Origin of the sequence: Methanocorpusculum sp. GPch4 (assembly GCF_012062385.1) — an archaeon.
In the GTDB taxonomy this organism is placed as follows: domain Archaea; phylum Halobacteriota; class Methanomicrobia; order Methanomicrobiales; family Methanocorpusculaceae; genus Methanocorpusculum; species Methanocorpusculum parvum.
In genome coordinates, this window is sequence record NZ_SIJA01000005.1 from 1 (window position 1) to 13,343 (window position 13,343).

A 13,343-nucleotide genomic window follows, 5' to 3' on the forward strand; every position below is an offset into this window, starting at 1 on the left:
GAACAAGCGAGGGTCGAAGACCCGAGTCGGAGAGCAAACCGAAGGTTTGAGAACAAGCGAGGGTCGAAGACCCGAGTCGGAGAGCAAGTCGATAGACTTGTGAACAAGCGAGGGTCGTAGACCCGAGTCGGAGAGCAAATCTTTGATTTGCGAACCCCCTCCCTGGGGAACAAGATCGAATTTGTTTAAGTGGGATTCTTTGGATGTTACGCCTCATCACACGAAATTCACGAAAACAAAACGCAAATCAAAGATTTGGTCGCAAGGAAAAACCTTGCTCAGCTAAGGGACCTAAAGGTCCCCGCCTCAGCTGAGGTCGTCCGCGTTCCGCGTCCAACCCGCCCCGAAAAAGAGTATATATCCCGGAGATCCATCCCGGGATATGATCGTTGAGCGATGTGCGTCTTTATCCTGCACACCGCTTCTCTATGACCCCTGTCTGCAGATGCCGGACGCATGCACGCGCCGCATTTCTGTCTGCTGAATCTTTGGATGCTTAGGGTCTGCGCTCTTTTTTCCGGCGCTCTTCCTCCAGTTCCTCTTCGCGCCATTTGTTCATTTCCTTAATGACGATGCGGCGCTGGAGTTCGGACGGTTTGATGCCTTCCTTTTTTGCATGGCGGTAGAACCATTCCTTGTTTTTCATCGGGATCCTGGTTGAGATCCGGCCGTTGTATTCGACGGGCGTTTCCATGATGACCTGGCTCATTTTGAGACAGATCTTCGTATGCGGACTTGAGTTCAGGTTGGAGCCTGACTCTTCCATTTTTTCATTACTTTTTTCAGTCATTAGAATTCCTTGCCTTTTGATCGGCATGGCTGTTCTACGTCGATGCATGCCGGTTGACCCAGCGGCATACCTTTTCCTGCTGACCCGGGAGAGGAGCTAAAGCGTCCTCTTCCGGGATTTTTCCGTTGACCGGCACGATTCCCATGCCTGGTGTTCACCGGGCTGATGAAAAAGGCTTGAGGGTTCACCCGTGGCAGAGGGGATAGTAAGGTAATGCGGGATCCCATGCTCCTAGCAACTCGCCGTCCAAAAGGACTCGTGCTCCGGGCTAGTACCAGGCTGTTTTTCACCTGCCTGATGTTGTTAATTATTGGTGTGTTTTTGGAGTATTTAATGGTTGTTTTTGACGTATTATGTGTATTTCTCGATCATTTGTCTGTTTTGTTGTTGAGTTATGCTGTTGAATTATATAAACCCCTGACCGCGCGGTGCGATAGTGCCCCGGGTTTTTGCAGTAAGGCGGTGGTCATTGGGAGGGGAGGGGGTTATGGATGGTAAAATTTTTGTTATCGTATATAGGGTTTTTGGTTTTTTGAGAGGTGTGTTTTTTTGGGTGTTATTTCGTGCCGGAAGGAGGAGCGCGGGGGCGGGCCGTCCCTTTAGGGGCGGCCTCAGCTGAGGCGGGTTGGACGCTGAAAGCGGACAACCTTAGCTGAGGCGGATCGACGGCGCAGCCGGCGATCTTAGCTGAGCAAACAGAATGTTTGCGATCAAGTCGATAGACTTGCGAACGGTTGTGCTGCGGAAAGGGGGGCGGATCTACTTTTTCGTGTGTACATGGACCACTCTTTTTCAGGTGATGAAACGAATCAGGATTGCCATTATGGATTTTTGGATGTACTTTGGTTTCGTGTGTGGGATTCTTCAGATGTAAACATCATCACACTAAATTCACAAAAAATTCCACAAAAACACGAAAATCAATAAGATTGGGTTATAGGCAAATCCACGTAGTACCCTCCCCCGTCCCCCAACACAAAAACCCACATATTCGCAAACCTTCGGTTTGCTCGGCTGAGGTCGGCCGCTTTCAGCGTCCAACCCGCCAACGAAATGCACAAAAAGGGGGACAGGGGTGGAGGAATGGAAAGAAATCAAGTGCACACATCAGGAAATGTATTGTTGATTATTTCTCTTGTGTCCACACTCCCAAACTACTTCCCTTTCAAAATACATCTCAAATATCCCATTTTCTTTTCTGAACCGGGGTGCGGGAGGGCGACTCCGGCGCGGAGCCCGACGCGGTGGAGTATCCTATTTTTTGGGGCCCCTATACGTTTCAAAGTAGTTCATCAGGAATGAAGAATTCAGATGGAACTTCCTTTCAGGATAGTTTGCGAGTCGGCGCGGAGCCCGACGCGGTGGGAATATCCTCTTTGCCGCTTTTGCTCCCGAGGGGCGAAGCCTCCGCGTACACCCTCCGTCGTTTATCGCCCACCATCTCCTACACATAGACGAAACAGGGGCGCAGCATCCTCGTGAATCTGTGATCGTTTATCGCCCCCCCATTCTCCTCCCCCTTACGCGAGCCCCGAAGGGGCGAAGCCTTCGAGTACACCTTCCTTCGTTTATCGCCCACCATCTCCTACACATAGACGAATCAGGGGCGCAGCATCCGCTTACCCTTACGCGAGCCCCGAAGGGGCGAGCCTTCTTGTACACCCGCGATCGTTTATCGCCCCCCCCTCCCTGGGGAACAAGATCGAATTTGTTTAAGCGGGATTCTTTGGATGTTACGCCTCATCACACGAAATTCACGAAAACAATCACAAAAATACGAAAAAGAAAAATCACCTAGGTGTTGATCCATATCGTACCCTCCCCCGTCCCCCAACACAAAAAAGCACGAAAATCAACGAATATCACGAAAAGGGGGACAGGGGCGGAGCAATGAAGGTTTTTTTTGCTTTTAGAGAATGAGAGAGAATCTCTCGTCTATTTTTTGGGGTGCGGGGCCGCGACTCCGGCGCGGAGCGGCCCGCGGTGGTATATCCTATTTCTGAGGGCCCTATACGTTTCAAAGTAGTTCGTCAGGAGTGAAGAATTCAGATAGAACTTGCTTTCAGGATAGTTTGCGATCCGGCGCGGAGGCGGGGTGGCGACGAAGTCGACGCCCTCAGCTGAGCAAGGCAAAGCCTTGCGAGTCGGCCCGCGGTGGAGTATCCTATTTCTGAGGCCCTTATACGTTGCGTGCAAGCCAAAGGCTTGCGTGCCGCCTCAAGCGGGCAAAGCCCGCTTGGGCTTTCAAAGTAGTTCGTCAGGAGCGAAGAATTCAGATTGGACTTACGGGATGTTTGTGAGGATACAATTTGGAAAGGAGTTTGTTGGGTGTGGATACAAGAGAAAAAACCAACCGCGAATCGGCGCGAATCTGCCCTTCGGGCGAAGCGAATCGGATTTGCAGTTCCTCACTTTCGCAATCCAGCTTCGCTGTCTTGCTCATCCCTTCATCGGGACCGTTCGGGCAAATCCTGTCGGCGCCCCAGCGCCTCCCGCAAAAATAAGATCGATTGAAAAGTCCAGAATCAAAATAAACTGAATCTTTGAAAATGGATCTCAATTGAGGAGGGCCGATTCCTTTTCTTGAACCGGGGTGCGGGGAAGTGACCGCGGCCTCACAGCGCCCTTGCAACCACCCAAAGCTACTCGTCACCAGCCGCCCAAGCCCCGTTATCCTATCGCGTCCGCGAATAACGGCGGGCTTTTTGTCAGAGAAGGAGGAGGGGGGATCGCGGCGGGGAGCGGTGGTGCGGAGAATCGGGTTTTTTTGGCAGGATCCATCCGGCAGTATTTATGTGTCGTGAAGGCAGATTAGTATAAAAGAGAATGGGCAGGTTTGTGGAATAGATGACGGAAGAAGAGGGTGTGCGGCAGTCACCGGATGCCAATACAGATAAGAAGTCTTTTGGAAAGGATGTGGGGAAGCTTGTATCGGGGACTGTTGTTGCGCAGATTGTTGCTATTTGTCTTACGCCGATCATCACCCGCATCTTCTCTCCGGAGATATACGGGGTCGCTTCAGTTTTTATTTCGATTGTTTCTATCATTGTTGTTATCGCCTGCATGCGCTATGAGCTGGCTATCTTGCTGCCCAAAGATGATAAGGATGCGGGTGCAGTTTTTCTGTTATGTCTGATTATTCTTGTATGTGTGAGTCTTTTCACTATTCCGATAATGTTTTTATGTGGAGATCTGATTACATCTTTGCTTGGCAATGCTGCAGTGAAGGATTATCTCTTTTTAGTGCCGGTTGCTGTTTTTATAGACGGGTTGTATGTGACTTTGAGATACTGGAATACTAGGAGAAAGAGATTCGGCACACAGGCAGCAACGCAGGCATTGCAGTCTATTTCTAGAGGCGGATTACAATTGGGTTTGGGTGTAGGTGGGTATGTATTACCCGGGTCATTAATTATTGGTCAGATTGTTGGAAATACAATTGGAATGACAATTCTCCTTGGACAAATATTAAGATGTGATCTTAAGTTGATTGTAAATAGTTTTTCTTGGAATAATATTTTACTACAACTAAAAAGATACAAAAAATTCCCATTAATCGACACTTGGGGTTCATGGCTGAATACCATTTCCAGCGTGTTGCCGATATTCATATTATCTGTTTATTTTTCATCAACGATCACCGGGTTATATACGCTTGGGTATCAGATTCTCTCAATACCGCTAGGATTTATCGGCGCATCCATTGGACAAGTATTTTTTCAGCGTGCCTCTATTGCAAAACATTCCGGATCACTACCAGAATTAGTTGAAAACATGGTGTCAGCATTAACCAGTATTTCAATAGTTCCATTTGCAATTATTGCAGTTACAGGAGGGGTGTTGTTTTCGGTTATCTTTGGAAGTGAATGGTATGAAGCCGGAATATATGCTCAAATTCTCACCGTTTGGATTTGCTTAGTATTTATTACATCACCCATTAGTCCGCTCACAGCGGTGTTAGAGATTCAGGGATTCGGATTGAAAATGAATATATTTTCAGTGATCTGCAGATTTTTCTCACTGGTAATTGGAGGCATCATGAATAATGTGTATATTGCCCTTCTGCTCTTTATGATGACCGGCGTAATATTGGTTGGATATTCTAATTATTACTATGTGAAGTCATCTGGTGGACGGTGTATGAGAATCCTAAAAAATACTAATAAATATTTGTTGATAGCAGCGGCATTTCTCATCATTTTCCAACTGATGGTTATTCTCGAGTTAGATGGGTGGATAATATTGATTGCAGCAGGGTGTGTATTAATACTTTATGAAGTATACCTCTTTAAAAGAGATAGGAATGTTAAAAATCTTATCAATTCAGCATGAATAATCACAGATTTATTCTAATTCAAGCCATTTAACGGCTTCAAGAAGAGTAAGTGCCTGTGTTTTTTCTAAGGGTGTGCCCGATTGATAGAGACCTTCAACATCCATCTTTAACTCCGGATGCCCCATAAGAGATGAAATACCACTAGAATAATGATTATCAAAATATTCTTTAATGGCAGGATTGTGCGTATACCAATAATTAAACGGATTCATAGATACTAATCTCTGATTCAGAACCCGCCCCTTTAAGTAACGTAAGGTACGTTTGCAGAATCCAATTATATGGGGTGTATTTATTTTACTTCCTGTTTTTTCCCAGATATATTGTGCGGCGATGGGGGTACATGTTTTAATCCATTTTGCATAAATTTTATTATTATATCTCATTTTTGGATGGATTTTCATAGCATAATCCAAAAAATCCACATCCAAACCAGGAGATGCATATTCAGAATAATTTTGTGTCATATAGTATCCATTATATATTCCATTTATGCCACGTTCATAAAAAGAACAAATTTCCTCATTATCATAACTATTTGCAATTTCCATAAGAAGATTTGAGGGTATTTTCTTGAATAATTTTGAGGAATAGGAAATTTTTTTTAGTACGGTAATATTAACGGGATGGTGGCAAATATCCCTTAAATATGTCCCAATCGCCGCACCACCAAGTATTCCTGTATGCAATAATCCCAATTCAGCCCAATTCAGCATTGCGACAGAAGACAGCTGATGAGCACCACCACCATACAGAATCAACCCATCATTAGCTCTGACAGGACTCTCAATATCCAAAAGATAATTACCATTATCCAAAGCGTGGAATACATAATCACAATTTAAATCAGCTGCGATATCCTGTGAGATAAGTTGATCCAGATAACCACTCTGGGAAAACGTCAATGTTCTTATATTTTTATATCCAAGCATAACTCCTTTGACCAGTGTCATACGTGAATCCAGGCCGCCGCTTAATGTAACAATATGCCGATACCCATATTCATTATCTTTATCATACTCACGTTTAATTGCCTGACAAAAACGCTTATCAAGTTCCTGAATGATGTTTTCTTCGCTATCTTCAATATATGGCGTGCTTTTTAATTCATAATATCTCTTCTTCTCTATATCCCCAGTATTCAGTGATATTGTCAGGATAGTTCCAGGTTCTAAATGATGAACCTCGTTACAGAGAGTTATGTCACGAAGCATGTATCCAAAGGTTAAGAGACAATATGCACCGTCTTCTGAAAGCTGAGTAGTATAACCGTATTTTTTCATTAACGTAATTACTATTTTTAAATCGGAAGCAAAGAAAAAATCCTTTGTATTTGGATTATAATAGTAAAATAATCGTTTTGAACCAAGATGATCCGTAAAAATGTGAATTTTATTTTCATTTTTATCGATAATCATGCCAGAGAATACACCCCTTAACTTCGCTATATGCTGTATTCCCTCTTTCTCATACATTTTTGGAAGTAAATCTGATAGAGTAGTAGAGTTATATGTCGGGTAGAAATCTGCTGCATTAAAAACCACTCCGTCTGTACAATAAAATATATCCTTATTGTTGTAGAATAGTTTATCCGCTTCAAACTTAGGAATGATATACTGTCTAATATAACACTGGGTTAATTGAAGTTCTTTTTCCGTTGTTGGTGTAATCCCAATTTGTGTGTTGAAATCCGTTTCAATTGGTCCACTGCGTCTATAGATTCCACAAAATCCAGGCATGGTTATTCTATTGGTGTTTTATCGATAATAGATGTGATGGGTGGTAGCACCGTGGTGTCTTTCCAACAGATTAAGATATAGAATGTGGATTGACCAGCACTCAATACATCAAGAATATCATCAATCAAATTATAACCTTTACTATCCAATTACTTACAGAGAGTAGCTGATTCTATATTTATCCATGAACGAAAAAAATAGAATGTGATGCTATCAATAATCATTAGTAACGAATTTATTTGAGATCAAGCATGATTGCAAAATTAAGGAATATATACTGGACATATGGACCCATTCTTCTCATAATTATATGTTTCATATTAATTGCTGCATCTTGGACCCTATATATATTTGAGCGTATATCGATTAAATATGCTCTGATCACAAGTATTGGTGGAATAATACTATTATATGTGATATATGCAACGAGAAAATCTTCAAATGCTGTCGTCAACTATGAGGCCGATAACGCTGCGGTCGAACCAGCTTTTACTCCATCGATAGGGAACGCCGGAAATATACAAAGATATTTAGATATTTTTTTCTTTAGTGGTATAATTGTACTTCTATTAATTTTACAATTTACCTCTTCCAGGCCAACTGTTTATTTTATATTAACTGGTATTCTTGCGGGCTTATTATCGTTTTCCATCCTTATTTCTTCAGAAAGAATCAAAGTATCTTGGCATATTATCAAAATATTCATACTATCAGCAATAACTACGCTTTCTTCATTTAAATATTATTATTGGCATGGTAATGATACTTGGTATCATGCACTCATGAACGAGGTCATTGCTAAGACAGGAACATTAAGTTTCTTCCCGGGAAAAGAAGTCGACTATCCTTTACAACATATTGCTGTTGCATTAACAGATATTGTATCAGCGGTTGATATAAGAATAGCCTCAATAATCGCGGTGACTCTTCCATCTATTGCAGTATCATTAGTGGTATTTCTGATAATCAGAAAATCAGTTGGAAATAAGTATGCATTAATTGCATTTCTCCTCGCAAATGTCTTTGGACATATTATTACGTGGAGGATACTAGCTCAGACAACCTCATATGGTGTTCTCGTAACATGTGTATTGATGCTTGCATATTTTGGGTGGCTTACTAAATCTGATAAAAATGGAATTCGATATGCACTCCTCTATATTGTAATGTTTGTTTCTCTGATTCTCGCACATCAGTTCAGCACGTTTATCATATTGATTATATTATTCGGTTGCTGGCTTGGATCCTTATTGACAGATAAGAAAGTGTACACAAAAAGTATGTTCATTTTCTTTATATCTCTTGTATGTATGATACTATATTGGTTTATTGCGGTATTTGGTTTTCAGAGTTCAATAGAAATATTCTTTTCCCGTGCAGAATCAGTAGCAGAGGTTGCACCAAATATTGATTTATATATTAATATTACAGAACCGAATGTATTATTTTCATTACTCAACGGAAATGAGATCTTGTATGTATGCGTATTATTAATGATAGTATATTTTTCAATGAAATACGCTGCTCCTTCTATGCATAAAAAAAGTAACTTACTTCACATAATTGCGGGAGCATTATTGATTACAGTAGTTGCCTTTTTTTTATCTATCTTCTTTTATTCTGGAATGGCACACCGTTTTCTGCCATATCTGGAACTTCTCTCTGCTCTCGGTTTGGCATATGTGATATATATATATGTACATTCAACAAAACGAAACCATTTTCATTGGAAAGCTGTCTGTATGATAGTGCTTGCAGTATCACTCGTTACTGTTGTTAATGTATCATACAGCGAAATCTCAGCTGATAATCCTATTTGGGTGAAAGATACCTACATCTCACATAGTTTTACCACAGCAGAGATCACTAGTTTAACTACCGTAACAGGAAATTTGCCAGAGTTCTACTCTTCAATACAGTATGATCAAGCATTTTGGCGACCGTTATTAGCATCATTATACAGATCCGGGTTGGAACAGCAGAGTGATATGGGAAATATTAATTCTGCACAATGGAAGACCTATCAAGAGTATGCTGGAGAATATCTGATCTTTCGTGAGACATTACTGAAAACACCAACTTTTCAGTATTATACATATGGCTCAGGTAAGAAAATAACACAGCTTATACAATTGGAAACACCATATCAACAGGAATTAGACGCTGACAGTAACAGACTTTATGATAATGACCAGGTAGTGTGGTATTGGATTTGCTGACCGCACTAACCTGTTTGTGATCTGAGCAGATTCTGATACAGTGTTATCTCCTGTTGTACAACTCCCTCCCATGAATGTTTCTGAACTGTGATAGTGACACTTCTCACCATTTTATGGTAGTGTGCCGACTTTTCTGTAAATTCTCCAGGCCCTAATTCCGTACTCACTTATTCACTCTCCATCTTCAAATATCTATTTCCTGTCATCCACTCTTCGTTAATATTCATCAGAATCGATCCAACAAGCCTCATAAACGAATCTGAACTTGGAAATGCCCCGATCTTTCGGATCCTTCTTTTTACCTCAGTATTGATTCTCTCAACCCCATTCGTCGTCCGTATCTTTTTCCAGTGATCTTTGGGAAAATCTCTATAATTACCCACATCCGGCAGAAACCTCTCGAGAGTATTTGCCGAAGCATTCTGTCCATTTTCCCGTAATTCCTGAGCTATTCTCTGTAATTCCAACTCACTGCCTTCTGCATCTCGAAGAGATGCAGTAATATCTCCCTGCATTTTTCGCGGGAGATGCTTCAAGATATTCCTCATATAGTGAACGTAACACATGTCCACGAGCTGAAAGCTCGTGAGACGTCTCAAGAGCCTGCGGTTCTTGGACATTTGCCAGGAAGATCCGACAAAGGAAGATGCAACTGCTGCCTGAATCCCTTTATGTCCATCGGAAATCACTAACTGCACACCTGAAAGACCTCGCTCTTTCAGCTCGTCAAACATGAGCGTCCAATAGGATTCAGATTCAGAATCCGCAAGTTTTGCACCAAGAATCTCACGATATCCGTCAACTCGGACACCTACAACGATGAATAGAGCTTTTGTTACATATCTGCTCTTTTCACGTATTTTTGCATACGTAGCATCTACGAAGAGATAACGGATCTCCTGCTCAATGGGGCGTTTGAGGAACTCGTTTACCTTCTCATCGAGTTCTTTGGAGATCCGGGATACGCTGGACGCAGAGAGTTCGTCAACTCCCAATGTTTTCACAACGGATTCTATCTTTCGGGTACTCACACCCTGAAGATAGGATTCTAGTATCACATTTTTGAGGAATTGATCTACGCGGGAGTAATTCTCGAAAATCTTCGATTCAAAAGATTTCTCGCGAAACTGAGGCTTCTTCAGCACCAGATCTCCATGTGAAGTTTTTAATGTACGGGGTTTGAAACCATTCCGGTGAGCGGTTCTGGTATCACTTCGTTCATAGGGTTCACTGCAGGATTTCTGGGCAGCTTCCTCGAGCATGACAGCCTAACTTTGACAGTTCGCAATTCCCCCCCCCTTTAGTGCTCTCGCTCCTCACCCTTCCAAAAATGGGAAAAAGAGAATTTGACAGTTGCCTCTTATCCTCCTTTCCACCCTCATCCCACCCCGCTTTTTAGCCCAAGTATCGCCGTATTCAGCGCATCAAAATTGGAAAACAGACATCGGTACCCTCTCTCTTTCCCCTTCATCATCGTAAGTTCGCACGGAAAAACCGTGCTCTCCGCTTCGGCCTGACGGCCTCGCTTCTCTCAAATTCATCAGCGAATATTTGATGAATTTTGTAGCCACATGTGGCGCAAGACTGCGTCTTGCTTTGCTAAGGCTGCCCCTTTGGGTCAACCCGCCTGTGCTTCCGGGACCTCATACCGAACCAGAGACACAAACAGCTGTGCCAGAAACCCGATCAGAGTTGCGCCGCGAATACTATTCTCCGTCCATACTCTCAGTGGTTTAATCTCGATCTCATTCTTCAGCGAATGAAAGATCTTCTCAATCGAATCCTTTTTTCGGTAGCGTTCAAGCGCTTCTGCAAGTGTCAAATTCCTGCTTGAAGTGAGGGCGAAAAAACCTCCTCTTCCGGAATTCAGCTTCTCCCTGAGAAAGGCAATCGCCTCGTTCGCAAATCAGAGATTTGCTCGCAAGTCTATCGACTTGCTTGGCTGAGGCCGCCCCACGGGGCAGCCCGCCTCAGCTAAGGTCGGCCGCGTTCCGCGTCCAACCCGCCTCTTCCAACATCTCTACGAGTTTTGTCTGAACCGAATAGGAAATCTTCACCAGCGGATTTGCGATCCCGATCTTCTTCGGCAGCTTTCTGTTTCGGGAAATACACTCCTGAATCACCTCCGCTTCCATGAACTGCCGGTAAACTTTCCGTGACAAAGCATCCAGATTCTGCGCCTCAAGCCCCTCCGAGAAATAGAAATAGGTTACACTGCCGGGTTTCACGATCTTTATCCCGTATATTCCGTGGTTTGGTTCTGCCTCCTCCGGATTGATCTTGATCGGATTCCTCTGCCAAAACGTTTTGATGATCTTATCGTCACTTTTGTTCAGTTTCTTTGCGGTCAAATAGTCATGCCTGCATGCTCCAATGAGTTCCAGATTTTGTTTTGATCCGGCTCCTTTATCAAAGATGATCAGGGAACCTTCGGTGAGTTTTTTCTGGGATTGAAGAAACGTTGACCGGAAATGGGTGACGTCATTTACATTTCCGGCTTTCACCGTTACACCGGTCGGTACATTGATCGGGTGGGCAAGTTCCGTGATCCCCAGAGTTATCTGCTGTTTATCCGGCCGGTGATCACGACTGTAGCCGTATTTTCCCAAAGGTGAGGCACTCCCGTGAAGGACAAGGCTTGTCCAGTCGAGATTTACGTCGGTGTGCTCGAACTGATAGCGGGAAAATATTCTGTCCTCCAGTCCGGAGATGATGAATCCGCTGTTTTCACCGAGGGTCTCCATGAGGCGATACAGCGTTTTTCCCGTGAACGAAGGGAGATCATAGTATTCTCTGGTTTCCGGCTGCATGAGCCAGGAATGAGCACGTTTGATGCTGAAGTTGTCGCTGAGTTTGTAGGCGGTGAGGGATTTGATCAGGGTAGAGATGTCGATTCCTTTCTTTTTTAGCGGGGAGAAGAGGGAGGGGAGGTCAAGGGAGGTGAACATTTTTTCGCTGAGGAGGAGAGGGCCAATCGGAAAAGATATGTGAGGAGTGGGTGTAATACTGAGTGTCTCTGTGCGTCTGTTGGTTTTCATTGTGCAAAATTAAATTGACGGCTCACAGGGACTAGTTTTCTCTTTTGTTGCGTTTACGAGATGTCTGAATGAAGGATATTTTTGCAACTGTCAAAGTCAGGTTTGAGCCATGATTATCATACGTATTTCCGGGGAGACAATTACTGGAGGACGTCCAAGCTTTTTGGGCTGAGGATACACGCCTGTGTCACGATAGGATTTTCGGAGCTGATACACCCGTTCAGGAGACACGTGAAACATATTTGCGACGGTCATTACAGGATAATGCCAATCGGCAGTCATTATGACAATCTGATGAATTTCTTCAGCACTTAAGACCACGACATACGGTTGACGTGAAGGACGTAAACGACAACTAAATCTTTTCGTGTTAGTACAAACTTCTTTATCACACAAATAGAGGAAAAATAGTCTCCATTAGATGGAGTTATGATATCATTTTATATAAGTTAGAAAATATATTAAATATAATATGGATTGTTATACCTATTATCATGATAAGACCATTCTCGTTACTGGAGGTGTCGGTTCTATTGGCAGCCAGTTGGTACGACAACTCCTGACGTATGAACCAAAATCATTGATCCTCATGGACAACAATGAGACCGGACTTTTTGATATGCAGCAGGAACTGAAATCCAACAGGATCCAGATCCTGATCGGTGATGTCAGGGATGCTGAACGCATGATTACCGTTTTTACTGGTGTCGATATTGTGTTTCATGCTGCAGCTTTGAAACATGTTCCACTCTGTGAATTTAATCCATATGAAGCAGTGAAAACCAACATTCTCGGCACTCAAAATATCCTGGACGCAGCCATCAGAAATCATGTGAAAAAAGTCATTATGATTTCGACAGACAAAGCAGTCGACCCGATAAACACTATGGGGGCGAGTAAATATCTCGCAGAGCGATTGACCATATCAGCAAACAACCACCAGAAGAATAACGGCACAGCATTTGCTGTAGTGCGCTTTGGCAATGTTCTGAACTCCCGGGGGTCGATCATACCCATTTTTATGCATCAAATTGCAACAGGTAGTTCCCTGACTATCACTGATCCAGAAATGACACGCTTTGTATTGACCATTCCACAATCAGTCAATCTTGTAATCAAAGCCGGAATGATGGCTAAAGGGATGGAGATCTTCATTTTGAAGATGCCGGTGTTGAAAATTATCGATCTCGCAAAAGTTATGCTGAAAAAAATAGCTCCGAA

At 43.1% G+C, this 13,343-nt stretch carries 7 protein-coding genes and 1 pseudogene; 3 read left to right on the forward strand and 5 right to left on the reverse strand.

The window, feature by feature from the left end; translation table 11 throughout:
- Nucleotides 1-496: 496 nt before the first annotated feature.
- Nucleotides 497-790 (reverse strand): hypothetical protein, encoded by a 294-nt coding sequence (locus tag EYA77_RS00045; RefSeq protein ID WP_167815495.1) that lies wholly within the window; start codon nt 788-790, stop codon nt 497-499.
- A gap of 2,847 nt (nt 791-3,637) precedes the next feature.
- On the opposite strand from EYA77_RS00045, the gene EYA77_RS00050 reads away from it, so the two are divergent.
- Entirely contained in the window at nt 3,638-5,122 is a 1,485-nt protein-coding gene (locus EYA77_RS00050) for a lipopolysaccharide biosynthesis protein (RefSeq protein ID WP_167815496.1), read from the forward strand.
- A gap of 12 nt (nt 5,123-5,134) precedes the next feature.
- On the opposite strand, the gene EYA77_RS00055 is transcribed toward EYA77_RS00050, so the two are convergent.
- Nucleotides 5,135-6,865: a hypothetical protein gene (locus EYA77_RS00055; protein WP_167815497.1), complete on the reverse strand. Its 1,731-nt coding sequence runs from the start codon at nt 6,863-6,865 to the stop codon at nt 5,135-5,137.
- A gap of 251 nt (nt 6,866-7,116) precedes the next feature.
- On the opposite strand from EYA77_RS00055, the gene EYA77_RS00060 reads away from it, so the two are divergent.
- Nucleotides 7,117-9,084 carry a hypothetical protein gene (locus EYA77_RS00060; RefSeq protein WP_167815498.1) on the forward strand — a complete coding sequence of 656 codons (1,968 nt, stop codon included), beginning with the start codon at nt 7,117-7,119 and terminating at the stop codon, nt 9,082-9,084.
- Nucleotides 9,085-9,251: 167 nt separating this feature from the next.
- On the opposite strand, the gene EYA77_RS00065 is transcribed toward EYA77_RS00060, so the two are convergent.
- The 3 genes and pseudogenes from EYA77_RS00065 to EYA77_RS00075 form a co-directional block, all read right to left on the reverse strand.
- Nucleotides 9,252-10,346: an IS256 family transposase gene (locus tag EYA77_RS00065; protein ID WP_167815499.1), complete on the reverse strand. Its 1,095-nt coding sequence runs from the start codon at nt 10,344-10,346 to the stop codon at nt 9,252-9,254.
- 380 nt (nt 10,347-10,726) lie between these two features.
- Nucleotides 10,727-10,984 (reverse strand): annotated as a pseudogene (locus tag EYA77_RS00070) (IS1634 family transposase); the annotation flags it as partial.
- Between the two features lie 70 nt (nt 10,985-11,054).
- The gene (locus EYA77_RS00075; protein ID WP_167815500.1) at nt 11,055-12,032 is read right to left on the reverse strand and encodes a transposase; all 978 of its coding nucleotides are present in this window, start codon (nt 12,030-12,032) and stop codon (nt 11,055-11,057) included.
- Between the two features lie 562 nt (nt 12,033-12,594).
- Here EYA77_RS00075 and EYA77_RS00080 point away from each other — a divergent pair.
- Nucleotides 12,595-13,343: SDR family NAD(P)-dependent oxidoreductase (locus EYA77_RS00080; RefSeq protein WP_167815501.1), on the forward strand; the 749-nt coding region annotated here is incomplete at its 3' end.

What these genes read in the sequence shown, in the direction of transcription:
- EYA77_RS00060 (WP_167815498.1), top strand. Translation starts at nt 7,117, where the DNA reads ATGATTGCAAAATTAAGGAATATATACTGGACATATGGACCCATTCTT.
- EYA77_RS00065 (WP_167815499.1), bottom strand. Translation starts at nt 10,346, where the DNA reads ATGCTCGAGGAAGCTGCCCAGAAATCCTGCAGTGAACCCTATGAACGA.
- EYA77_RS00045 (WP_167815495.1), bottom strand. Translation starts at nt 790, where the DNA reads ATGACTGAAAAAAGTAATGAAAAAATGGAAGAGTCAGGCTCCAACCTG.
- EYA77_RS00050 (WP_167815496.1), top strand. Translation starts at nt 3,638, where the DNA reads ATGACGGAAGAAGAGGGTGTGCGGCAGTCACCGGATGCCAATACAGAT.
- EYA77_RS00075 (WP_167815500.1), bottom strand. Translation starts at nt 12,032, where the DNA reads ATGTTCACCTCCCTTGACCTCCCCTCCCTCTTCTCCCCGCTAAAAAAG.
- EYA77_RS00055 (WP_167815497.1), bottom strand. Translation starts at nt 6,865, where the DNA reads ATGCCTGGATTTTGTGGAATCTATAGACGCAGTGGACCAATTGAAACG.